Source organism: Pseudenhygromyxa sp. WMMC2535 (assembly GCF_011083025.2).
In genome coordinates this window covers 3,919,290-3,941,715 of sequence record NZ_JABJWV010000001.1, presented here as the reverse complement: position 1 = coordinate 3,941,715, position 22,426 = coordinate 3,919,290, and the positions used below count along the sequence as shown (strand labels likewise).

Here is a 22,426-nt window from a genome sequence, read left to right as displayed (position 1 = left end):
CCGGGACGGAGCGCCCCGGCTCACTCCTCGCAGCGCGCGTCGCCCAGCTTCCCGCCCATCACCGCGATCTCCCGCTGGCGCACGACCATCACCCGCTCTTCCCCGACCTCGACCCAGACATTCACGGCCGCCGGCGCTGCCGCGTCGCCGCCTCGCGGCAGCGGCCCACCGAGGCGCTCGCGATCCGAGAGCGCCCGCCCCCGCAGCCGCTCGCCCCGCTGGAGCTCCGTCAGCGCCGCCCGCCTCGCGGGAAAGCTCAGCGCGCAAGACATCGTCAGCCCCACGCGCCGCGCCTCGGCCTCCGAGGTCTCCCCGTGAGAGCGACTCGCCCCGGGCCCGGGCCGCGCCTCACCGACGATCACCCGCGGGCTCGGCGAGGAGGACGCGAGCGCCTCCGACCAGGCCGCGAGCGCGGCGGCTTTGTCCGCGTCCTCCGGCCCGCCCCCGCCGCCTGCCTCGTCCGCGCTCATCCAGCCATGACCACGGTCTGGCCGGGGTTGAGCACCGAGATCGAGCCGCCCCAATTACACATCAGCGTGCAGCTGGAATCGACGGCCGCGCTCGCGCCGTCGACCACCGTCGACACGCCCGGGGTCCACGGCGAGCTCGTGACCGGCACGCAGGGCATGGGCGTGAGCACCCCCAGGGCCGCGGACGTGGCCGAGGCGACGGAGGGGTTGGACATCGAGGTGCACGAGCCAAAGGAGGGGATGTTGGCGATCGGGGCGAAGCTGGTCGTGTCCGCCGAGGGCACCGCGGGCGTCATCGCCTGGCCGCTGGGGATCACCACCAGGCTCCCCGGCGCGACGCCGAAGCTACACATCATCGTGGCACCCATGCAGACCGCGACAGCCATGGCGCCACCATAGGCGAGGTCGCGGCGCGCTGACAATTTTCGAGGGCTGCGAGGCCGCCCTCACAGCTGCCTCAGGTGCTCGTCGAGCAGGCGCGGATCATGGGCGTGGCGCCGCGCCTCGGACTCGGCCACGCGGCGCCCCCGGACCAGCTGCGCCAGGCTCAGCTCCAGCGGCACCATGCCCTCGTTGCGCCCCTTTTGGATCTCCGAGCGCAGCTGGTGCCCGCGACCTTCGCGGATCTTGGTGGCGACGGCCAAGTTGACGCGCATCAGCTCGTAGGCGGCGACCCGCGGGCCGCGGATCCCCGGGAGCAGGGCCTGGGTGACCACGGCGCGCAGCGAGGAGGCGAGCTGCTCACGGATCTGGCGCTGCTGGTGCTCGGGGAACACGTCGACGATGCGGTTGACGGCCGAGCCCGCGTCGGCGCAGTGCAAGGTGGAGAGCACCAGGTGCCCGGTCTCGGCGGCCGTGAGCGCCGCGCTGATCGTCTCGCGGTCGCGCATCTCGCCGACGAGGATGATGTCGGGGGACTCGCGCAGGGCCGCGCGCAGGCCCGAGGAGAAGCTGTCGACGTGGGTGCCGATCTCGCGCTGGTGGATCAGCGCGCGGCCTTGCGGGTAGACGTACTCGATCGGGTCCTCGAGGGTGACGATGTGGCAAGGCGAGCTGCGGTTGAGCTGCTCGAGCAGGGCGACCAAGGTCGTGGACTTGCCCGAGCCGGTCGGCCCCGTCATCAGCACCAGGCCCGAGTTGAATTGTGTCAACGTGCCCAGCTCCTCGCCCAGGCCGAGGCTGCGCAAGCTCGGCGGGTCGCGGCGGATCGGCCGAAACACGGCCGCGAGGCCGCCCAGCTCACGAAACAAGTTGACGCGAAAGCGCGCGGCTCCGGGGCCCACGCCCACGCCCAGCGCGAAGTCGACGCTGCCCTGGCTGTCGAGGGCCGGGCCGATGCGCGGCCACATCGGCGCGAAGCAGTCGGGCAGGCGCGCGGCGTCGATGCCCGCGTTTTGAAGCTCGACGAGCTGGGCGCCCACGCGCATGCGCACGCCGCCGTAGTTGGAGATGAACACGTCCGAGGCGCCCTGGAGCGCCGCGCGCTCGAGCAGGTTGTCGAGGTCGGGCTCGGCGCTGGCGCTGGACAGGCCGGCGGACAGGCGGGGGGCGGCGGGCGCTGGCAGATAGATCGGCGCAGCGCCTGGCGCGGTCGCCTGGACGCCCGCCGCCGCGGCTGCGGGGGGCGAAGCTTGGGCTGGCCCGGCTGCGCCCGACCCGGCCACGCCCGACACGAAAGCCGGGGCAGCGCCTGGGGCCGAGGGCGCCGCGGGGGGCGAGGCCGGCTTCGCTCGGGCCGCCCGCGCGGCGCGGAACACCAGGCGCAGGCCGCCCTCGTTCTTGGTGATCGTCAGATCGAACTCGATCCCCGCGTCCGTGCGGTGCTTGGCGCTCAGCTCCCGCCCGGCGTCGAGGCGCTCGCGCCCGGCGTCGTCGGTCAGCTCGTCCACGATGTCCGTGATCATCCCGCCGTCGAGGCCGGGCATCGACAGCGGCCTGCGCTCGCTGCCCCGCATCAGCACCGGCGGCTTGCCCGGCTCGAGGATCAACGCGTCGGCCCGCTGCTGGGGCAAGAAGTCGAGGAGCGCATCGACGATCACGAACGAGATGATTGCAGCCTTCGTGCCACGGCGCACTCGCTCCAGGAGCCGCTCAGCCCCCGGTGTCCGCCTCGGACTCCGTGTCGGACTCCGCCTCCGTGTCGGACTCCGCATCCGTGTCGGACTCCGCCTCTTCCGCCAGCGTGGAGATGGTGTCGAGGGCCAGCTCGAGCTCGATGGCTTCCGGGGACTCGAGCAGCAGCTTCCAGTCGCCCTCGCTGGCCACGCTGAACAGGCCGTAGACGGCGACGAGCTCGGGCAGGGCGTCGATCTCCACCAGCTCGTAGGCGGTCGAGCCCGGGAAGACGAGCACGGCCGCGAGCACGGACTCGTCGGGCTCGAGGACCAGGGCCGCGACCTCGGCGTAGCTCTGCTCCAGGAAGGTCTGCTCATCGACCGCGCGCACGAGCACGTAGACCGGGCGACCGTCGTTGCTGTCGGCGGCGGCGCGGACGACGATCGGCAGCTCGAGCGCGACCGCGGGTGACGCGGGCTCGGCCTTTGGTTTGCAACCGCCCATGATCGCCACTGCCGCCGTGGCCGCCGAGATCGAGAGCGCCATGAGCACGCGCCTCACCAGCACCTCCGCACGGCGAAGGCCGCCCAGGGATCGCTGAGCAGGACCACGCTGACCTCGCGCACGGTCTCGCCCACGAGCACGCCCCAGCCCAGGCTCACGCCCTTGGTGCCCACCGGTCCGCTCCGAGCGCAGCGCGTCGCTCGGCTCATCGCGACGGCGGTGATCGAGTCCTCGCGGGCGCCGAGGTCCGGGCTCACGGCGCGATCCAGCAGGTGATAGAAGCTGAAGGTCCCCGCAGCGAAGATCCGATAGCGGCGCTCGTCGGGCCGCGCCGTTCCGCTGAGCGCGTCCTGCTCGTCGACCGGCGCGCTCATGGTCAGCGAGAGCACCGCGCTGCCCTGATCCCACCAGTCGAGCACCAGCACCTGGGGATCCGGGCGGTTGTTGAAGCCCGTGACCGAAGAGCCGCCCGCGGCGACCGAGGCCATGGACGCGCTGCGACCGTCGACGGGCTCCTTGGGCAGGGGCTCCACGCGCAGGGCGATCTCCAGGGGCAGGCGCTCGCCCTTCTCGTCCCACAGCGTGTTCGACATGCGCTCGAGATCGCGGACCGTGGCCAGCATGCCCGCGGGCGCGCGCACGCCCGCGAGGGTGCTCAGCCGACCCTCTTCCATGGCCGGGCGGGCGAGGCTATCGAAGCGCTCCCAGAAGCTCCCGGGCAGCTTGCCCTGCATGCGCACGAGCGCCTCGAGCTCCCCGGCCTCGATGTCCTCGCTCGACTCGGGCGAGAAGGGGTACTTGTCGAAGAGCGGGTCGAGCTCGGGGCGCAGATCGTGGATCCACGCCGTGGCCAGCTGGTCCTCGATGTTCTCGCGACCGTAGCCCATCGTGGCCTCGACCGGCGCCAAGAAGGGATCCCACCACTGCGAGTCGACGCCGGCGCCGAACAGCCAGTCGGTGACCTGATCCCCCACGTCGTCCTCGGCGCCCGTGAGGATCGCCAGGCTCAGAGCGCCCAGGCCCGACAAGCGCATGCTCAGCTCCTCGGCCTCCGGGTCTCCGCTGACCTCGGCGGCCTCCTCGACCTGCTTTTGCAGCCCGGCCATCAACCCCTGGTAGGGCTCGAGGCCGGGGACCGTGCCCGCGTCCTCGGCCAGCAAGGTCAGCAGCGGGCCGTAGTCGGCCAAGGACGCGCGCAGATCCGCGTAGTAGCTGGCGATGTCCTCGTCTTCGCTGGGTAGATCCAAGCTGGCGTTGTCGACCACGGCGCGCAGGAAGTCCGTGAACCACGAGCTTTGCTGGGCGAAGGGCTTGAGCACATAGGGCAGCGCCACGGCCGAGCCGGGGCTGAACTCGAAGCTCCCCCAGTACTCGTCGAGGGCCTGGCGGTAGGCGCTCGCGTAGCTCGCGGTGGCGCTGCGGATCTCTCGCTCGAGGCGGGCCTCGTCCTCGGCGAGGAGGTCGACCACCTCGGGCTGAGCGCTCGCACTGCCCGAGTCCGCGTCCGCCCCGGCAGCGGAGCCAGCCGCGTCGCCTCCGGCCCCACCATCCCCCGCCGCCTCGTCCCCCGCCGACCCGTCCCCCTCGACCACCGCGGCCGCCCCAGCGCCGCCCAGCTGCGCGTCGGCGAAGCCCAGCACCGGCGCCACCGAGGCCTCGTAGCTCTCGCGGGTGTACATGCCGGGGATCCGCGAGCTCGGCCCCCCGCCGTAGCCCCGGACCTGGCCGGCGTCGATCAGCCGCGCGCTGGCGTCGAAGAACCCGCGCCCGCCGATCGGCCGGCGGCGCTCGATGTCGTCGAGCACCGTGGTGATCAGCTCGTGCCTGCGGCTGCGGCGGATCACGGTGTCGAGGGTCTCACTCTCGATGTGGACCTCGCCGACGTCGAGCTCGTAGCTGGTGCCCGAGTGATTCGGGAGCTTGGTCAGCGTGGAGACCAGCCGGCTCAGGCCCCAGCCCTCGAGCTTGCCCACGCTCAGGCGCAAGCCAGCGATCGTCTCGCTCAGGCGCTCGAGGGCGTCATAGTTGCTCCCCGACCACGAGTCCAGCGACTCCGTCAGCAGCGGCGCCAGGCGATCGTGGAGGTCTTCGTCCTCGCGCATCAGCGTGCGGACCTGGCCGAGGACCTCGTACTCTCGCGGCCCTCGCAGCCGCGGCAGCTTGTCCTGCAAAAGCTCGACCTCGCTGTGCTCGAGGCGCCCGTCGGTCAGGCAGGCGTCGAGCACGGTCAGGTAGGCGGTCCACTCGCGGCCGGTCTGCTCGATGGGATCCGGCAGCTCCACGGCGCGCTCGTAGGGCTCGCGGCTCGCGTCCACGTAGGCGTCGATCACCCAGTCGGAGAGCGACAAGTTGTCCGCCCACAAGGTCCGGTTGTCGCGGACCAGCTGGCCGAGGTCATTGTCCCGCGAGGCGTAGATCAGCGCCGTGACGTAGAGCAGCTCGACGCGGTCGGCGTCCTCGAGGTGCGGCTCGAGGTAGGACTCGCGGATCACCTGCTCGAAGCGATTGTCGATCTCGAGCTTGCTCGGGCCGTAGCTGGCCGCGAACCACAGGATCTCCGAGGCGTACATGCGCTCGATGGTGGCGGAGACCACGTTGGCGGCCTCGGTCTCTTTGTCGCTGACATCGGCGAGGCGGTCCTGGCTCGCGTCGAAGTCATCGACGGCCTGCTCGGCGGCGGCGACCCGGCTGCCGTGCCACGAGAGCAAGCCCACGCACAGCCCCGAGATCCCCACGCCCATCGCCGCGCTCCCGCCCAGGCCGCGGCGGCGCTGACGGAGCATGCTCGCGGCGATCCCCGCACGATCCACGACGAAGGGGTCCCCGACCCGGCTCTCGGGGCTCAGCGAGCCCAGGTAGAGCTCGCCGACGCCGTAGCCCGTGGCGAAGGGATCCCCGGCGCCGGCCAGGGTCTCGAGCAGCGGGCCGAGGCCGATGATCAGCTTGGGCAGCTCGGCGTAGAAGCCAACCAGACGATCGAACTCGTCGGCGCTGCGCGTGGTCAGGCCATAGACCAGGTGCTCGTCGAAGTGCGCGAGCAGGCGCTCGGCCTCGGCCTCGGCGCCGGCCTCCGGCTCGAGCTCGAGGCAGCCGTGGGCGTTGCCCAAGACCGCGGCGAAGCCCTCGTAGCCGGGGATCTCGTCGAGGTGGCTGAGCAGCACGCGGACCTTCAGGTCGGCGCGGCAGCGCTGGGGGAACAGGCTGATCTTGCCGCGCACGAGCTGACCGAGGTCGCGCAGCGCCGCGGGCTGGGTGCTCAACAAGGTCCGCGCGTCGACGACCACGAGCACCGTCGCGCTCGGGCCCATGCGCCGCCACAGCTCGCTCAGCGCGTGCTTGGCCGCGCTGCCGACGTCGCGCAGCACCGCCGCCGAGAGTTCGTGAACGACGACGTCCGGGCCCAGGTAGAGCTGCATCGCGGCCCCGTGGTCGACGCTCGACAAGAACTGGTTGCTCTGCCCGCGCCAGTCGACGTTGGTGGCGATCGCGTGGCTCTTGCCCGCCCCGGCCTCGCCCATGACCACGATCGTGGGGAAGTGCTCCGCGCGCGCTGGCAGGCCGCGATAGAAGGGCTCCCACAGCGTGCGCAGGCGCTCGCCGATCCCGGGACCCTGGGGCTCGAGGCCCGCCGCGGCCGCCTGCCGGCGACGCCACACGATCACGCCCCAGACGATCAGCGCGACCACGAGGATCACCGCCAAGATCACCAGCAGCGTGCCCCAGGGCAGCGTCGACCACACGCTGGGGTCTTCGCTCGAGCTCGCCTCGCTGGCTGCACCGGCCTCGTCTGCGGCGGGCGCGAGCAGCCCCAAGAGCACGCCCGTGTTCACGCCCCAGCTCATCGAGCGCCCTCCCCCGCCTGCGGCCAGCCGGCCTCGCGCATGCGCGACTCGAGCAGGTCCTCGAGCAGATCCAGGGCCTGCCAGGCCGCGTCCGTGTCGTCCTTGGCCAGCGCGCGCTCGACCGCCCGCAGCCCCGGAGCGACCGCGGCCGCGGCCACCGTCCCCGCGGGGAAGCACGCGGCGATCTCCCCTCGCAGCGCGAGCAGGCAGTCCTCGACGCTCATCGCCCCCGCCTCCCGACCTCGGCCCGACGGTCGAGGACGTCCTCGTGGTTGGTCGCCGTGGTCACCAGCGCGACGAACACCACCGCGAGCACGAAGGCGATCGCGTAGTAGGCCCACACCGGCCACGGCCGACCCAGGCGCGGTGCGGGGCCGCCCTCGAGGCCCGCCGCGCCCTGGAGCTTGGGCCGCTTGATCCGCAGCAACAGGCGGCGCTCGTAGCCCTCGACCTCGGCCAGGGCGCTGGCGAGCCGGCCGCGAAAGCCGTGGCGCAGGCAGAAGTACTCGACCTCGAAGATCAGCGAGGGCGTCCCCGGCTCGTCGAGGTCGACCTCCACGAAGCGGTAGAAGTCCACGCCCCCGGAGGTCGAGCCCGTGACCTCGGTCTGGAGCAGCGGCCAGCTCAGGCGCAGGTAGTCGGGCAGATCACCCATGATCCGCTCGTCGAAGTAGATCAGCAGCGTCCGGCGGACGCCCTCGAAGCCCGGCTCCCCGCGCAGCTTGGACCACAGCCGCTCGAGCTCGTCGCGGACCTGGGCCTGGAGCTGCCCCAGCACGCCGCGCTCGAGCTCGCCGCCCTGCTCGATCACCCGCAGCGCGCTGGCGCCAAAAGGCTGGGCCTCGGCCTGCGCGGGGCCGGCCTGGGGCCAGCTCGCTGCGGCCGCGCCCGCGCCCGCCTGCGCCCGCCCGGGCTCGCCCTCGAGGCCGCGCCAGGCCGTCTCCAGCCGCGGCGCACGCGTGCGCGCAGGCGCCCCCTCGAAGCCAGGGGCCGCCGCGCGCATCCCCGTGGGCGGCCCCGCGCTCGAGCGGTCGCTGATCTGCGCGGCGACCAGGCGATCGACCGCGCGCGAGCTGGCGAGGATCGCCATCCACAGCTCGTGGCGGGTCACGACGCGGACCTCACGATCTCGGCCGACCGGCGCGCCCCGGCCTCGTCGACGCGGATCACCGAGGTCGTGCTGCTCCACGTGTTCAAGAGCTCGCCAAGGCAGCGCAGGTAGTCGTCGACGAGCCCGCGCCGGGCCGCGTCGATCTCCGCCAGGCGCACGCGATAGACGTGGCGCAGGCCCCCGCCGCCGCGGCGGACGTCGGCCGGCTCGTCGAAGACCTCGACGTTGCGCAGCTCCCCGACCACCTGGCCGTGGTGGCTGCGCGCGTCGGCCCCGAGCACCGTCATCACCTTGGCGATGTCCTCGCGGCTGAGCACGCGCTTGGACCGGCGCGAGAGCGTGTGCAGCGTGGCCTTGGGGTCTCCCCACAGCGGGCTCGGGCGGTGCGGGATGAGCCCGCCCTGGACGCGAAAGCTCACCCCCTCGACGTGGCGGCTCTGGAGCTGGGCGTCGAGCCTGCCCAGGGCCTGATCCGCGAAGCCCGGCTGGGTCCAGCGCGCGCGGACCATGACCATGCGCGGCTCGAGGAAGGCCCCGGGCAGGCGCAGCTCGAGCAGCGGCACGGCCCCGCCCTCGCCATGGTCGATCTCCCAGCTCTCCTCGCCGCCCGCGAGGTAGCCCGGCAAGATCAGGTCCATGCCCGAGGGCAGCTCCTGCTGGACCTCGGCCACCGAGTGAAAGGCCACGCCCTCGTCGACCCGCCACGCGCGGATCGGGTGGTGGGTGCGCGTCCCGTCGCACTTGATCGGCTCGGCGAGCTCGGTGAACAGGTTCTCGATGCCCACGCAAAACAGCCGGAACATGTCCTTGTTGACCGGCTGCCCCTCGGGCCAGGCGTCGAGGTCGAGGCACAGCCAGGCCTGGCGCCACGGCCGAGGCGGGCGCGGCAGGTCCAGCTCGAGGCTCAGATCCTTGGCCGGGAAGTGCAGGAACTCGCGGATCTTGGCCACGGCCCCGTCGCCGGACTGGGCGCTCAGCTCGTCGATGAAGCTCGCCGCCGAGTTTGGGTCGCGCCGCCCGCTCGCCTGCGTGCCCAGGCGAAACTCGCAGTCTTCGCCCGCCTCGCTCGGCGAGGGCGGATCACCATAGACCACGCCGACCCGCTGCAGGTGAGCCTCGAGGTGGGCGAGGAGCTGGCGCGAGCGCTCGTAGTCGCCGAGCTGATCGAGCTGCAGGCGCAGCGGCTCGCCGACGTGGACCGTGGGCCCGAAGGCGCGCAGGCGGATCAGCACCCGGACCCCGACCCCGCGCAGCTGGAGCTCGGCGCGGTCGAGCTCCAGCGGGCGCACGACCAGCTCGCGCATGGTCGAGAACAGCCCCATGTCGCCGTCGAGGGTCTCGAGGCGCACGCGGGTGCCGCGGGGCAGGACCGCCGGCTCGGTCAGCCGCGGGCTGGGCTCGGCGCGCAGCAGCGCCCTGGCCGGCTGCGGGTGCACGAAGTCGTCGAGCAGACCCTGGGTCAGGCGGTGCACGGCCCCGCGCAGCTCGGTGGTCGCGATCTCCCGCGTGCGCGCCGAGAAGAAGGCCAGCGACTCCATCAGCCGGCGGACGTCGGGGTCCTCGGCCTCGACCGCGCGCGCCACTCCGCGACGCCTCGCCAGGTGGTCATCGAGGGCCGCGAGCTCGCGCAAGAAGCTGGTGTCGAAGTCGATCGCCATCGCCGCTCACCTCAAGATCCGGCCTTGACCAGCGAGCCCTTGATCGTGGTCGTGCTGCCCTCGAGATCGGCCGTGCCCGAGGACGCCAGCGACAAGCTGCTGTCGGCGCTCACGCTGACCGAGGGCCCCGAGAGCGTAGCATCGCTCCCGCCCGAGAGGCTCAGCGAACCCGAGGCCGAGGCGCTGACGTCGCTGCCCTCGAGCTTCGCCGCGCTCGTCGCCGAGACCGTCGTATTTTGCCCCGAGAAGCTCGCGTCCTTGCTCGCCGCGCAGCTCAGCTTGGCCCCAGCGCTCAGGCTCATGTCCTCGTCCGTGGTCTTCAGGTCCAAGGTCTTGGTCGCCTCGCAGACGATCGAATTGCTGGCCGTGACTGAAAAATCCTTGCACTTGATGGCGATCGCCTCGGCGGTCTGCGTGAAGGTGCTGGTCTCCTGCTTGCCCGCCACGCTCAGCGTCAAGGTCGTGCCGTCCATGGTCACCGTCTGGGTGATCCCGTCGTCGGCGTTGACCACGGTCACGCTCAGCCCGTCCTCCTTGCTCATCTTCAGCGTGCAGACCAGCGGCATCGCTACCCCTCCCCCGCCTGCTCCTCGACGTGGAGCACCAAGTTGCCCTCGGACAAGGTCAGGCGCACCGTGTCCGAGGCGTTGGTCCGCAGCAGGTCCAGGACCGGGGCGTCTTCCTCGTAGACGTGGCTCAGCGAGGTGTTGCTGGTCCCCGACTTGCCCCACAAGATGTGCTCGCCCTGGACGTCCTTCGACAGCGCCGCGCCCTCGCGCCAGTCGAGCAGGCGATCGACACGGGCGTCCTCGAGCTCGAGGGCCAGGAGCACGCGCTCGTCGCGGTAGCAGGGCAGGTAGACGTTGCCCGAGCCCATCAGCGGGGCGAAGGGCGCGTAGACCACCTGGCTGTCCCACAGCGGCACGGCCACGGCGTACTCGTCCAGGGAGGTGTCAGCGTTGCGCGTGCTCTCCCAGGTCTTCTCGCCGTCCTCGCCCAGGCTGCACACGACCTTGCCCTCGACGAAGCCCGGGTAGCTCGGGGCGCGATAGTCCGGAAGCAGCGGGCGGGCGTCCTCGCGCTGGATCAGCCGCGCCGAGAGCTGGATCGCGTAGCCCGACTCCCCGATCTCCAGGTCGCCGTCGAGCTGCTCGTCGACGGCCGCGGCCCGCAGCGAGAGCCCGCAGACAAGCCAGGTCTGCCCGATGATCGCGCTGGCCGTCGACCAGCGGTTGGCCGCGAGCAGCTCGACCAGCCCGCCGGGGATCGGCGTGACGATCGGCATGCGCGCGAACTCCAGCTCGGCCTCGTAGCTGGGCAGCAGCAGCCGCGCCTTCTCGAGGGTCACGCGATCGTCGGCGTCCTGGGCGATGGGGCTGCGCAGCAGCCGGTCGTGGCGGATCCCCGTGGCCGCCTGGGCCTGGGTGATCGCCGCGGAGGTCGGCTCCTCGGCGTAGCTGTTGCAGACCTCGACGGCGTGACGCGGGACCTCGGGCACGCGCACGCGCAGCTTGGCGAGGTCGTCGCCGAACAGGCCCGCGACCTCCCCCGAGGTGTCGCGGCTGCCCGCCAGGCAGTACTCGGCGCACGCGTAGTCGTAGGAGAAGTAGCCGCCGCGCACGTCGGCCTGCCAGATCACGAAGTCGAGGAAGCTCGCCCCATGCTCCACCGGCAGGTGGACGAAGACCATGCGCCGATCCTCGCCGAGCGCCGACCAGTCGTAGCGCACGCTGATCTCGTCGCCGAGCTGGTCGTTGATCACCGCCTCCAAGCTGGCCGTGGTGTAGAGCCGGCAGGGGAAGTGCTGGGTCCACAGCGCCCGGGCCGGATCGCAAAATTCCACGCGGTAGCGCCGGGCGATCAGCGGCAGGTCGGCGTGCTCGCGCAGCTGGATCTCCTCGAGGCTGCGCCGGGTGACCAGGCCCGCGAGGGTGATCGGGTCGGGGCTGGTCGCGCCCTCGGGCGCGTCGAAGACCGGCGCGAGGCTCAAGCTGATCTCGGCCGGCGCCTGAGCGATGAAGTCGCTGACCAGCGCGTCCGTCGAGCCGCCGCCGTAGCTGGCGTCGTCGAGCACCGTGAACTCGACGACGCCCCGAAAGCCGTGCAGCGCGAGCTCGAGCTCGACGAGCTTGACGCTGCCGCCGGGGAGCTCGTGACTGGTCCCCGCGAAGCTCAGGCTCAGCGTGATCGCCAGGCGATCCTCGAAGCCGCCGAGGTTGGGGTTCGCGCTCGCGCTCACGGCCCGACCTCCACGACGATCGCAACCTCGACCGCCCGGGTGGTGGTGTCGAGGTCGAGCCAAAAGAGCTGGCGAGCGCCACGCAGGCGCCCGCGCAGCTCGAAGCGGACCTTGCTGTAGCCAAAGCCGCCGAGCAGCTCGAGCTCGGGCTCGGCCAGGCGCGGCTCGTAGCGCCTGACCTGACGCAGCAGCTCGCCACGCAGCGCGCCCACGGCCTCGGCGGCGTTTGGCGCGGCCTCGTAGTCGCCGAGGCCGAGCTCCCCAAACACGCTCCCGCAGCCCTTGCGGGTGTTGAGCAGGTGCTCGAGGTTGCGCGCCAGGGCCTCGGGCTCGGGGCGCGCCGGGCCGCCGGCGAGGCGCGTGATGAAAGGACGGGTCCGCGCGCTCATCCGCGTCCGCCTCCGCCCCAGATCAGCGCCGCGCTGACGGACTCGAGCTCGCGCCAGGCCGGGAAGCACAGCTCGCCGTCGCGGGCCGCCGTCGCCCACTCCGGGTCGTCCACGGCGATCTCGTAGAAGACCGCGTCGCTGCCGTAGACCTGGGCGAAGCTGGCCGCCAGCGCCGTCGGCATCGGGCGCAGCGGGACGCCCGAGAGCGCGCGGGTGTAGACCTCGTCGACGCGCTGAGGGCTGGCCAGCTTGACCCCCGTGAGGTCGACGGGCTCGCCGCTGGTCGACTTGACGACCAGGTAGACCTCGCCGACCGCGGCCAGCGACTCGGGCATCGGCCCGGCCACCCACCACGCGCCGCGGCGCTCGAAGACCAGGCGCTTGCTGCTCAGCGAGCTCGCCTCGAGCATGCCCTCGATCTGCCAGCGCGTGGCCTCGAAGCACTCGGCGAGCGCGTCGTGGCGGTAGCGAGGCGGCTCCTGCGAGCCGCTGGTCTGGAGCACGCCGGCCTCGAGCAAGAACTCGCGCAGGCCCGAAAACACCAGGTAGGGGTGCAGTGAGACGACCTGGCGCTGGTCCTCGCCGCAGCCGTGATCCGCGAGCAAGACGGCTGCCCGGCGCGCAGCCGCCTGGACCCGGCGCAGCTCCGCGACCTGCTCGTGGCCGAGCAGCGCGTCCCTGATCCGTCGGCTGAGCTGGGCCTCGACGACCCGGACCGCGCGGTGGCAGGCGCCGAGCAGCCGGCGCAAGAAGGGCGAGCTCGCGGCCCCGGCGGCCAGCAGCGGCGGCGCGTAGTCGGCCAGCGCCCAGCCGCTCTCCTGGCGCTGCAGGCCCATGAGCTTGACCGACTCGCGGGCGTCGTCGAGCTGGGCCGTGGTCGTCAGCTCGCCGTGAAACACGGCCCGACGCACGCTGCGAGGGTCGTCCTCGTAGCGCGTCAGCCCGCTCGCGTCGGTGAGCTCGTTGTCCACGTGCAGGTAGATGCTGGCCGTCTCCGAGCTGGTGTCGCTCAGGTTGATGTTGGTCGTGACCATGTTGCCGGGGACGTCCACGAGCAGGCCCGAGGGGAACAGGTAAGTCAGCGCCTCGACGCGCAGCGCCCCGCTGGCGAGCAGCGTCTCGTCGATCTGCAGGCGCAGCAGGCCGTGACTCGGCAGCCCCGAGAGCTCGGCGCGCGCGGCCACCTGGGCCAAGATCGCCTCTTGCTGGGCCACGAACTGCTCGGGCAGCAGGACCTGGCCCATCACCCAGCTCGGGAAGGCCAGCTTGCCCGCGCTCATCGCCTACTCCTCGCAGCCGCCAGTGTCGATGGGATCGCCTCGCTCAGGTCACCGTCAGGCCCCAGGCCTTGACGACCTTCTGCGAGAACGAGGTCGCGATCGTCAGCTGCTGGGCCGATGGCTGCGGCTTGACGCCGATCCGGAACGCGAAGTTCTCCGGCGACTGGACCTCGCTCGAGGGGTCGTCGGCGACGTTGAGGTTGAGGTCGCTGCCGTCCTTCTCGAGCACGCCCTTGAGCGTGGCGTCGTCGGTGCTCAACATGGTCTTGAAGTACTTCTTCTCGGCCAGGTCGTAGTCGTAGACCGTGAACACGAAGGTCACGTCGACCTTGGTCATGTCCTTGTAGGTCAGCAGCTTGATCGACTGCTGATTGCTGGTCGAGATCTGCCCCGATAAGTGGAGCGTGTCCGTGACCCCGAGCTCCCACAGCGCCCCGCTGAGCACGGCCACGACCTTGAGGTCGTCCTCCGGCGAGAGCGGGTCCTTGCAGGTCTGATCCGCGGTCATCTTCACGTCGCCGATGGTCATCGCCGTGAGGAAGCCGACCGGGGTCTGCACGTCCTTTTTGTAGTTGTAGCCCTGAAAAACGTCGCAGGTTTTCTGGTAAATAGCCATCTTTAGCGTCCTTTTGCGGTGGCCTTGTCAAATGTGGCGTTCATCAGCCGCCGAGCGCGGCCTCGAGGCGCAGCTCGACGTCCATGCCCTGGAACTGAATGTGGGGCAGCACCGAGACCACGCAGTTGTACCAACCGAAGGGCCCGGGCTTGGGCTCGACGACCACCGACATCGCCTTGAAGGGGTAGTAGAGCAAGGTCAGGTCGTCGGGGTTGACCGCGGTCGTCACATATTCGACCAGCCACTTCTCGAGCATCGCCTGAATGTAGGGCGCGTCGGCGGTCGAGCCGATGTAGTCGCGGACCATGCGCTTGACGTAGTGAGCGATCCGCGTGATCGACAGGGTGTAGGCCAGGTTGCACACCAGGTCGGCGTTCTTGGTGTCGAGGTCGTCCTCGAACTCGATCGCCTTCTTGATCGAGCGCGCGCTGAAGAAGGTCGCGTCCGCGGAGCCCTTGCAGTGGACCAGGGGGATGAAGCCGGCGTTGGCGAACTGGAGCTCGCGGTAGTCGGCGATCTCCATCTCGACCGGGGGCTGGAGCTCCTCCTGGCCGTGGTGCATGACCATGTGCACCGGCAGGCCCTTGATCATCCCGCCGCCCACGGGCCCGGCGATGTGCTGACACCAGCCCGAGTTCTCGAACGAGCGGATCATGTTGCGGGCGAAGAGCACCGCCGCGCTGCCCCACAGGTAGTCCTCGGGGCCGCCGATCTGCTCCTCGAAGCGGACGATCTCGTTGCGACCGCCGCGGGGCTTGTAGGGCGAGCGCAGCATGTAGCGCGGCAGGCACAGGCCGATATAGGCCGCCCCGTGGCTCTCGCGGAAGTCGCTCCAGCGCCCAAACTGCGGCAAGTTGAGCAGCTCCTCGATGTCGTCCTTGCGGTCGAGCTCCTCCCAGCTCTCGACCTGGAAGAAGGCCGGGCTGACCGCCGCCACGAAGGGGCAGTGGGCCGCCGCCGAGATCTTCGACATGGTCTGGAGCCAGTCGATGTCCTCGTCGGAGCTGTCGAACTCGTAGAGCCCGACCATCGCGCCGAAGGGCCGGCCGCCGTAGCGGTCGTACTCGTCGACGTAGACCTGGCGGAAGAGCGCGCTGTTGAGGATGTAGCTCGAGTGATCCTCGAAGTCCGCGCCGAGCAGCTCCTTGGTCACGTCCATGAAGTCGATGATCACCTCGTTCGAGCTGACCGCGCTGGCCAGGGCGTCGAGCGAGCGCCAGCTGGTCTCGAGCCGGCGCAGGCTCTCGCTTTGCACGACGCGCTGCATCCGCTCTTGGATCAGCGCGTCGATGTGATCCGCGAGCGTGTCGATCTCGATCATCAAGGTGCGGATCGAGTCGACGCGCAGGTACTCCTTGGCGTCGTCGCCCTCGCCGCGGGTGCCGAACAATTCGATGTTGGCGAAGAGCGCGGCCAGGCTGTTGGCGAAGCGGTCGGCGTAGCTGAAGTCCGTGTCGCGGTCGGCGAAGGCGATGTTCGCCTGCTCGCCGGCGGTCCGCCGGACCAGGGCACGCTGGGTGCACTCGCCGGGGTCCATGCCCGAGCTCGAGATCAGCTTGTCGAGGAGTTGCTTGGGGCTGTCTTCCATGTTCCTTGCTCCGTGCGCAGGCTGGGCCTACTCGTTGGTCTCGTCCTCGGAGGGGGTGTCCTCCGCGCTCTCGTTTCCGCCTGCTCCACCGCCCGCGTTCGCCGGCGCGAGCGCGCGCGGATCGACCAGCAGCTGGGGATAGAGCGCGCGCAGCTCCTTGCTGAGCTTGCCCAGGCGCGTGTCCTCGCCGGCGCTCCCGCCAACGACCTGAGCCTTGGTGTCGGCGAGCTCGGCCTTGACCACCTCGCGCAGCTCCGGGAAGCTCGAGATGAAGTTGCGGGCCTCGAGCACCAGGCGGTGCAGGAGCACCAGGCGGCGCAGCTCGGGCACGGAGGCCGCGAGGTGCAGGGGCTTGAAGTCGCTCATCGAGCGCAGCGGGATCGTCACGTCCACGGGGACCTTGTCGGCCGCGACCGCGCAGCGCAGATCCACGCTGAAGTCGTCGTCGTCGATGGACTTGGCGGTCAGCGTGACCTCGATCTTGGCCTCGACGTTGCCGGTCACGCCGACCTCGGCGCCGGCGGGCGGCTCGACCTTGCCGTAGAGGGTGAGCGTGACCTTGGACCCGTCCTCGGGCAGCTTCACCGCGCGGTTCTCGACCGGCAGCTCGACCTCGCCGCTGACCTCGACCTCGCCCACGAAGCTGCCCAGGCCGTTGGCCCCGGCCTCTCCGCTGACCACGGCGCGGCCGCTGATCTTGAGCTTGGCGGCGCTGTCGTCCTCGCCCGGGGCCTTTGTGAACTTGCCCTCGACCTCGCCCGTGAGCGCGCCAAACAGGCGCTCGCGCAGCAGCTCGTCGTCGATCGGCGCCGAGACCTTGAGCTCCTCCATGAACGAATCCAGGCGCATACCCGGCATGATCGAGTGGACCTCCCGCTCGTCGAGCAGGCTGCGATCGTGGGCCGTGAAGTCGCCGAGCACGAGGAAGCGCATCGGCAGTTTCGCCTTCTTCGGCCTACCGTCGATCTTCGTCCGGTAGGAGATATTCAGTCGTGATCGGGGGATTGGCTTACTCATGGATTCAGGCCTCGGCCGCTATTGGCTATCGCAATCGCAATCATCGATTAGATTTTCTGGCCCAGCAAAAAAGTGGTCGCAACGCGGCAAAGTGGCAGCAATTACAACGGCATAATTTAACCTTCGCTGTTCCCGATCGAGAACAAATCCGAGCGCACCTCGAGCGAAGTTAGGCCCGCAAAATGCCCGCGCGAGCGAGCCATGGCCGTGAATTTGGACGCCCCTCGACCGCCCGCTAGCGTCGCCAGCGATGGCCCCCCACGCCCTCGCAGACGCCCTCGCTCTCCTCCCGCAGCCCGGACGCCGCGGCCTGGATCTGCGCTGGCTGGTCGACAGTCACCGCGCGCCTGGGCAATTCTTCGAGCGGCTCTTTGCCCTGCTCCCCGAGGTCTCTCAGGTCGGGGCGCAGAGCGCCCTCGGGCGCAGCTTCGACCTCTATGCAGACATGGTCACGCGCCACCTCGGCAGCGGCGCGACGGCCCTGCGCGTCCACGACCCCAGCCGCTCGGCGCCCTCGCCCTGGCGCACGCTCTCCTATGAAGGACTCGACCAGCGCTGCGCCACCATGGCCCGCGCGTGGCGGGCCCAGGGGGTCGAGGCCGGGGCCAGCGTGTGCGTGGTCTCGCCATTTGGCGAGCAGGCGATCATCGCCCTGCTCACCGGCCTGCGCCTGGGCGCCTGCGTGTCCTTGCTCGAGCCCGACGGGCCCGACTACCTCGCCCGTCGCCTCGCGCTGCTCGCCCCGGCCTACGTGGCCTGTGATCCCTTTCATGCCGGCTGGCTCGGCGAGGACCCGGACGCCCTCGACTTCAGCTTGCTCCGCCCCGAGCTCGACGCGTCGGCGCTCCCGCCCTCCCCCTCTGTGGCGGGCTCCCACTGCTACGACCCCGAGGCGGCCTGCGCCCTGCTCTTCTCCCCGCTGCGCCCCGAGGCCGAGCAGCCCGTGCCGCTCACGGCCGCGAACGCGTTCTCGGGCGCGCTGCGAGACGGCGCCCTGTGCCTGGCCCTGCGCCCCGGCGACGCCCTGGCTGCGCCCGGCTTCGACGCCCACCAGCACCAGCCCGCGCTGCTCTTCGCCGCGCTGATCATGGGCGCGAGCTACGTGCACATCGACGAGGACGCGCTGCTGCGGGCGCCCGAGCTGCTGAGCCGCTGGCCGCTGCGCAGCCTCGGCCTGCGCGCCGGGGTCCGCGACGCCCTGCTGGCGGCAGGCCCCGGCCAGCAGCGCCCGCGCTGGGAGCACCTGTTCAAGAACCCCGAGGAGCCCTGCGACTGGCTGGCCTGGCGCGAGCTCATCGAGGGCTTCGGGCTCGAGAAGATCGCCCTGTCCAACCTGGTCTTCGACGCGGCCGCAGGCGGCTGCCTGCTCGCCTCCCCGCGGCGTCCCGCGCTGGCCGCCCTCGCCCAGCTCATGGACGTCTGCGCCGCCCCCGGGCGCGCGTGGGCGCTGCTCGACTTCAGCAAGAGCGGCCAGCGCACGCCCGCGGACGTCGGCGTGTTCGCCCCCCTCGAGGGCGTGGTCACGGCCGAGGACGAGGGCGACCTGGGCGGACCGGCCTACCTCGTGCTCGGCCACCGCCGCGGCCCCGAGTACCTCTACGGCGGCACCACCGAGCCCCGGCGCTGCGGCCAGGTCTACCCCGTCGACGAGGTCCTCGACGCCCTCGCCGACTGCCCCTTTCTCCACGCCGCCAGCCTCGTGCCCGTCGTCAGCGGCGGCGCGACCTTGGCCTATCGCTTCGTGCTGCTCGGGTTCACCGGGTCCGAGGACGAGGCCCACTTCATGAAGCTGCGGGCGCCGCGGATCTCCGAGCTGCTGCGCGTGCTCGACACCCGCCTGGGCCCCAGGCTGCTCCCCGACCACGTCGAGCTCTTCCCCTGTCACGCGCGCCTGCGCGACGGCCAGGTCGACCACGCCTGGTGCCGCGACCAGTACCTCGGCGGCGCGCTGCTGCAAAAGCGCCGCGCCCCGGCCTTTCGTCGCCTCGACCAGCTGCGCGCCATGCTGCTGGAGACACCGGCCTGAAATCACACGGTCGCAACATTGTGCACGAGCGCCGACGCGGCGACCTTCGAGGCGCTGTTCATGCAGACCACGCTCTCGTCTGGCTGAGCGCGCAGACAGGCTCACCGCGGGGCGCGGCGCAGGACATAGCGGTGCGACGCGGGCACGCGCAGATAGCCCTCGTCGGGCACCGGCGGCGCCGACCCCCACAGCGTCGCAGGGTCGCCAAACCAGCCCTCGAAGCTCGGGCGCAGCCTGACCAGGCGCGAGGCCGAGCTCCGCTCCCGCCGGTAGAGCCCCTCTTTGCCCTGCGCCCCCGTCACCACGCAGACCTGCTCGGGCTGACCGGCGCGCAGGGCCTGGGCGTTGGCGAGGAGCGCCGCGCTCGGCTCGTCGTCGTAGCGCCTGCGCATCCCCGCCTCCCACTCGTTCAGCGCGCGAGCCAGCGGATAGCGCTCGTCGTTCAGTAGCTGCCGCGCCCAGTCCGAGTCGTCGTCACCGGGCTCGACGAGCGGGCGCAGACTCTCGACGGACTCGCGCCGCGCCTCACGCTCGGACCTCGACAGGCTGAAGTCGGTCCCGCATTCGTGATGGATCCCCAGCGCGAGCGCAAAGCAGCGCCCGTCGATCACCCCCTCGGTCGCCGCCGACAAGATCTGCTCGAGCAGCTCGAGGGTCTCGAGCTCGGCGTCCGGCCCCCGGACGGGCTCGCTGACCAGCGCCGTGGCGCGCGGGTTGGGATCCCAAAAGCTCGGCAGCGACTGCTCGATCCACAGCGTCGGCTCGCCGCCACCGACCGCGATGATCCGCAGGCGCTCGGGCACCCGGTGATAGCCGATCGTGTAGACGCGCACGCCGAGCTCGAGCAGCTGCGCCCGGTCGTGCTCACGGACCACCACCAGCCTCGCGGCCGAGAGCAGCCGCCGCGCCCAGCTCAGCCCCTCGCCGAGCTGCGCCGCGGGCCGCTCACAGCCCAGCGCCTCGCAGACCCGCGGGCTCAGGGCCGAGACCTCGATGACGTCGACCTGGCGCTTCCACTCGTCGAGCGGCTGCCAGCGCATCTCCCAGCCGCTGGCGGCGTCGAGGCGCAGCGTCGAGCTGGTTTCGCCCTCGTCGAGGGCGATCAGGCCGGGATAGGGACGGACGATCATGGCGCCAACAGCCCCAGCTTGGCAAAGCCAGCCCAGCCCGGCTGGTCGCGGATCGGCGAGGACGAGCCGCCCGCGAGCGGCGTCCGCCACAGCTGCAGCGCCTCGCCCGTCTCGGCGAAGAAGACGACCTGCTCCTGGTCCGCCGTCACCACCAGGCGATCGCTGACGCTGAGCCCCGCGGGCAGATCTAGGGCGAGCTCGGTCACGGTGATCGACTCGGGGTCGAGCTCGGGCCCGAACTCGACGAGCCATAGCCCGCGATCGGACGCGCCCTGAGCCGTCCCGCGGACGAGGAGGCGCTGCGCGTCGAGGCGCTGGAAGCCGCTCCCGGCCGTGAAGCTGGCGAGCTCGACCCCGACCCCCGGCGCGTCGAACTCGACGACCTCGAGACGCTCGCTGCTGCCTTCGGTGACCAGGTAGAACAATCGCTCGCGGTCGAAGCTCAGCAGGGCGTCGCGGATGCGCTCGCCGGCCGCCACGACGACGGGCTCGCCCGGCACGTCGCCCGAGACGTCGACCATGTGGACCGCCGAGGTCACCGTGCCGTCGCCGACGAAGTAGAGCAGCGTGTCGGCGCGCTGCAAGACGCACGAGCCCATGGCGAGCTCCTCGGGCGCGCTGACGACGAAGGGCTCGCTGAACTCGAGGCCCGCGAACGCGATCGCGTGGACCTCATCGTTCTCGACCATGCACATCCAGTGACCTTCGCTGTCGAAGCTGGCGCTCAGCAGATCCCACACCGTCGGCCCGGCGACGGCCCCAGCCTGGAGATCGTCGAGAGAGAGCAGCCAGGTCTCCCCCTCGTCACTGTCGAACCTGTAATTTCGCGCGATCACCTTGTCGCCAAAGAGCTCGTAGCTCGAGATGGCGCCAGGCGTCAGCCCCACAGACGCGCCCGGTGTCGGCTCCAGCGGCGTCATCATCAACTCGGTGGGCACGAAGAGGTCATCGGCGGTGTGGAGCCAAAACGCCGCGTCCTCATCTGGCGTGAAGCCGACGTTGAAGAAGCAGCTCCCGTCGATGATCATCTGGCCATCGACGACCTCTCCCTTCGCGTCGAAGTCGACGAGCCACAGCTCCTCGGGCGGCCACCCCAGCTCGTGACTGAGCGCCGCCAGCATGCGCTCCCCCGCCGCGTCGAAGTCCATCGAGGTCACCCAAGTCGGCGCGCCCTCGGGTGCCAGGTTTGCCCACTCGAGGTCTCCGTCGTCATCGAGACGCAGCTGCCGAGTGCCCTGGGAGTCCCAGACCAGCCAGGACCCCCACGGCGTCTGCTGCGAGAGCGCCAGCTCGCCGTCGTCACTGATCAGCCGCTGCTGATAGAGCACCGTGTCCGGCTCGCTGATGTCGAAGGCCCACAGCTCGGCGCTGAGCCCCGAGCCGACCTGGACGAGGGCCCACAGCGGCTCTCCCTCGCGCTCGTAGCCCCCATCCGTCTCGTCAGCGGAGGGCTCGACCTCGTCATCGCCGCAAGCTGCGGCGAAGGCGAGCGTGGTGCAGATCAGGATGGCGCGCGCGTGAAGAGAGTGCACGCCACGGATGTGCCACGGCGGCGGGGAAGCGATCATTCGAAGCGCAGCCACGGCGACGCGGCCGCTCGGCGCAGGATGTCGGCCTGACTCCACGAAGCCGCGACGACACCGAGATCGCCCTCTTCTCGCCCCCTTCTCGCTATCCTCGAGGCCAGAGAAAGCTCGCGGAGGACTCCAGCTTCGGCCTGCTCACACCTCGAACGACGCGCTCCAGTGAGTCATCGCAACCCATGACCCGTCCACCACCGCGCTCGCTCACCTCCAAACGCAGCACCTCGCGACCCGCATCCCCGCCGGCCTCGCGTTGTCGGGCACCGGCTGTAGCGACGCCGCCGCTGAGGACGACAACCTGCCCGCGCTGACCTGGGAGGGGGTATCGCCGCAACCCTCGACGGCGACAGGGAAGCCTCGAGTCAACGAAATGTGACGTGGCCAAGCTCGACGCTCTGCTCGCCAAAGAAGACTCGAGCGCGCTGCGTCTCGCCGGCAGCCATGGACTGCGCCTCGCCCGAGGTGCTCACTGAATTCAGCGACTCATCGAAGGGGATCATCAAGTGGGGGTTCCACCCGAGCCCCGAGCAATCGGGAAGCTTTCGGGTGCCCTGGTCACCCGATGCGCTGGTGAGGATCCAAGGCTGCCGGCCAGCGATCTACGAAAACCATCACCTCGCGGACCTCGGCCCCATGAATGGTCATGGAACTCCCTCGCCGCCGCAGCTCGAGATACCAGTGCACGATCTGGAACGAGTGCCAGGACGAAGATCCCGCGCACGGCGTCGTGCCGTCCGTCCACTCGCCATCTCCGCAAAGGTGCGGCTCGCAGGCAAAGCGCGAGCACACCAGCGAAGAGTAGCACCAATCGATTCGTGGCCCTTTGTATGTCGATGCAATGCTACGCCGTGGACATCGGATCCATGGCAGCGTGGCACCTGGCGACGTCAGCTCACACACCAACGCGCACACACTTGC

20 protein-coding genes are annotated in these 22,426 nt (G+C 70.9%); 2 read left to right on the top strand and 18 right to left on the bottom strand.

The window, feature by feature from the left end; genetic code table 11:
- Window positions 1-20 precede the first annotated feature (20 nt).
- The 15 genes from G6O69_RS15485 to G6O69_RS15415 all read right to left on the bottom strand — a co-directional run bounded on the left by G6O69_RS15485 (window position 21) and on the right by G6O69_RS15415 (window position 16,769).
- Window positions 21-470 carry a hypothetical protein gene (locus G6O69_RS15485; protein WP_172304272.1) on the bottom strand — a complete coding sequence of 150 codons (450 nt, stop codon included), beginning with the start codon at window positions 468-470 and terminating at the stop codon, window positions 21-23.
- A complete protein-coding gene (locus G6O69_RS15480) occupies window positions 467-856 on the bottom strand; it encodes a DUF4280 domain-containing protein (protein ID WP_172304271.1) in 390 nt (129 codons plus the stop codon). Before G6O69_RS15480 ends, G6O69_RS15485 begins: the two co-directional genes overlap by 4 nt.
- Before the next feature lie 60 nt (window positions 857-916).
- A complete protein-coding gene (locus G6O69_RS15475; protein ID WP_176396862.1) occupies window positions 917-2,545 on the bottom strand; it encodes a PilT/PilU family type 4a pilus ATPase in 1,629 nt (542 codons plus the stop codon).
- Between the two features lie 16 nt (window positions 2,546-2,561).
- Entirely contained in the window at window positions 2,562-3,086 is a 525-nt protein-coding gene (locus G6O69_RS15470; RefSeq protein WP_172304269.1) for a hypothetical protein, read from the bottom strand.
- Window positions 3,083-6,859 (bottom strand): hypothetical protein, encoded by a 3,777-nt coding sequence (locus G6O69_RS15465; protein WP_176396861.1) that lies wholly within the window; start codon window positions 6,857-6,859, stop codon window positions 3,083-3,085. The genes G6O69_RS15470 and G6O69_RS15465 overlap by 4 nt, the downstream gene beginning before the upstream one ends.
- Before the next feature lie 8 nt (window positions 6,860-6,867).
- Entirely contained in the window at window positions 6,868-7,095 is a 228-nt protein-coding gene (locus tag G6O69_RS15460) for a hypothetical protein (RefSeq protein WP_172304267.1), read from the bottom strand.
- Window positions 7,092-8,060 (bottom strand): DotU family type IV/VI secretion system protein, encoded by a 969-nt coding sequence (locus tag G6O69_RS15455; protein WP_176396860.1) that lies wholly within the window; start codon window positions 8,058-8,060, stop codon window positions 7,092-7,094. The genes G6O69_RS15460 and G6O69_RS15455 overlap by 4 nt, the downstream gene beginning before the upstream one ends.
- Complete coding sequence (locus G6O69_RS15450) at window positions 7,979-9,640, bottom strand: type VI secretion system baseplate subunit TssF (protein WP_172304265.1); 1,662 nt, start codon at window positions 9,638-9,640, stop codon at window positions 7,979-7,981. The genes G6O69_RS15455 and G6O69_RS15450 overlap by 82 nt, the downstream gene beginning before the upstream one ends.
- An 11-nt stretch (window positions 9,641-9,651) precedes the next feature.
- Window positions 9,652-10,206, bottom strand: a complete 555-nt coding sequence (locus G6O69_RS15445) for a hypothetical protein (protein WP_172304264.1) — start codon at window positions 10,204-10,206, stop codon at window positions 9,652-9,654.
- A gap of 2 nt (window positions 10,207-10,208) precedes the next feature.
- Window positions 10,209-11,879: a hypothetical protein gene (locus G6O69_RS15440; RefSeq protein ID WP_172304263.1), complete on the bottom strand. Its 1,671-nt coding sequence runs from the start codon at window positions 11,877-11,879 to the stop codon at window positions 10,209-10,211.
- Window positions 11,876-12,268: a GPW/gp25 family protein gene (locus G6O69_RS15435; RefSeq protein ID WP_172304262.1), complete on the bottom strand. Its 393-nt coding sequence runs from the start codon at window positions 12,266-12,268 to the stop codon at window positions 11,876-11,878. Before G6O69_RS15435 ends, G6O69_RS15440 begins: the two co-directional genes overlap by 4 nt.
- The gene (tssK, locus tag G6O69_RS15430; protein WP_172304261.1) at window positions 12,265-13,548 is read right to left on the bottom strand and encodes a type VI secretion system baseplate subunit TssK; all 1,284 of its coding nucleotides are present in this window, start codon (window positions 13,546-13,548) and stop codon (window positions 12,265-12,267) included. Before tssK ends, G6O69_RS15435 begins: the two co-directional genes overlap by 4 nt.
- 43 nt (window positions 13,549-13,591) lie before the next feature.
- Entirely contained in the window at window positions 13,592-14,107 is a 516-nt protein-coding gene (locus tag G6O69_RS15425; protein WP_275943077.1) for a hypothetical protein, read from the bottom strand.
- Window positions 14,108-14,207: 100 nt separating this feature from the next.
- Window positions 14,208-15,752 (bottom strand): type VI secretion system contractile sheath large subunit, encoded by a 1,545-nt coding sequence (gene tssC, locus G6O69_RS15420; protein WP_172304259.1) that lies wholly within the window; start codon window positions 15,750-15,752, stop codon window positions 14,208-14,210.
- Window positions 15,753-15,779: 27 nt separating this feature from the next.
- Window positions 15,780-16,769, bottom strand: a complete 990-nt coding sequence (locus tag G6O69_RS15415; protein ID WP_172304258.1) for a type VI secretion system contractile sheath small subunit — start codon at window positions 16,767-16,769, stop codon at window positions 15,780-15,782.
- A gap of 250 nt (window positions 16,770-17,019) precedes the next feature.
- Here G6O69_RS15415 and G6O69_RS15410 point away from each other — a divergent pair, with 250 nt between their 5' ends.
- Window positions 17,020-18,795, top strand: coding sequence for a long-chain fatty acid--CoA ligase (locus G6O69_RS15410; protein ID WP_172304257.1), 1,776 nt, complete (start codon window positions 17,020-17,022; stop codon window positions 18,793-18,795).
- A 101-nt stretch (window positions 18,796-18,896) separates the two neighbouring features.
- Here the strand turns inward: G6O69_RS15410 and G6O69_RS15405 are convergent, their stop codons facing one another.
- From G6O69_RS15405 to G6O69_RS15395, 3 genes are all read right to left on the bottom strand, one after another.
- Window positions 18,897-19,925, bottom strand: coding sequence for a hypothetical protein (locus G6O69_RS15405; protein ID WP_172304256.1), 1,029 nt, complete (start codon window positions 19,923-19,925; stop codon window positions 18,897-18,899).
- Window positions 19,922-21,550 (bottom strand): hypothetical protein, encoded by a 1,629-nt coding sequence (locus tag G6O69_RS15400; RefSeq protein WP_176396859.1) that lies wholly within the window; start codon window positions 21,548-21,550, stop codon window positions 19,922-19,924. Before G6O69_RS15400 ends, G6O69_RS15405 begins: the two co-directional genes overlap by 4 nt.
- A 320-nt stretch (window positions 21,551-21,870) precedes the next feature.
- Complete coding sequence (locus G6O69_RS15395; RefSeq protein WP_172304254.1) at window positions 21,871-22,008, bottom strand: hypothetical protein; 138 nt, start codon at window positions 22,006-22,008, stop codon at window positions 21,871-21,873.
- Window positions 22,009-22,151: 143 nt separating this feature from the next.
- Between G6O69_RS15395 and G6O69_RS15390 the strand changes: the two genes are divergently transcribed.
- Window positions 22,152-22,310 (top strand): hypothetical protein, encoded by a 159-nt coding sequence (locus G6O69_RS15390; protein ID WP_176396858.1) that lies wholly within the window; start codon window positions 22,152-22,154, stop codon window positions 22,308-22,310.
- Window positions 22,311-22,426: the final 116 nt, after the last annotated feature.

Excerpts from the sequence above, each read along its gene's own strand:
- G6O69_RS15435 (WP_172304262.1), bottom strand. The coding sequence starts at position 12,268 with ATGAGCGCGCGGACCCGTCCTTTCATCACGCGCCTCGCCGGCGGCCCG.
- G6O69_RS15460 (WP_172304267.1), bottom strand. The coding sequence starts at position 7,095 with ATGAGCGTCGAGGACTGCCTGCTCGCGCTGCGAGGGGAGATCGCCGCG.
- G6O69_RS15450 (WP_172304265.1), bottom strand. The coding sequence starts at position 9,640 with ATGGCGATCGACTTCGACACCAGCTTCTTGCGCGAGCTCGCGGCCCTC.
- G6O69_RS15395 (WP_172304254.1), bottom strand. The coding sequence starts at position 22,008 with ATGATCCCCTTCGATGAGTCGCTGAATTCAGTGAGCACCTCGGGCGAG.
- G6O69_RS15390 (WP_176396858.1), top strand. The coding sequence starts at position 22,152 with ATGGAACTCCCTCGCCGCCGCAGCTCGAGATACCAGTGCACGATCTGG.
- G6O69_RS15445 (WP_172304264.1), bottom strand. The coding sequence starts at position 10,206 with ATGCCGCTGGTCTGCACGCTGAAGATGAGCAAGGAGGACGGGCTGAGC.
- G6O69_RS15485 (WP_172304272.1), bottom strand. The coding sequence starts at position 470 with ATGAGCGCGGACGAGGCAGGCGGCGGGGGCGGGCCGGAGGACGCGGAC.
- tssC (WP_172304259.1), bottom strand. The coding sequence starts at position 15,752 with ATGGAAGACAGCCCCAAGCAACTCCTCGACAAGCTGATCTCGAGCTCG.
- G6O69_RS15480 (WP_172304271.1), bottom strand. The coding sequence starts at position 856 with ATGGCTGTCGCGGTCTGCATGGGTGCCACGATGATGTGTAGCTTCGGC.
- G6O69_RS15405 (WP_172304256.1), bottom strand. The coding sequence starts at position 19,925 with ATGATCGTCCGTCCCTATCCCGGCCTGATCGCCCTCGACGAGGGCGAA.
- tssK (WP_172304261.1), bottom strand. The coding sequence starts at position 13,548 with ATGAGCGCGGGCAAGCTGGCCTTCCCGAGCTGGGTGATGGGCCAGGTC.
- G6O69_RS15410 (WP_172304257.1), top strand. The coding sequence starts at position 17,020 with ATGGCCCCCCACGCCCTCGCAGACGCCCTCGCTCTCCTCCCGCAGCCC.
- G6O69_RS15415 (WP_172304258.1), bottom strand. The coding sequence starts at position 16,769 with ATGAGTAAGCCAATCCCCCGATCACGACTGAATATCTCCTACCGGACG.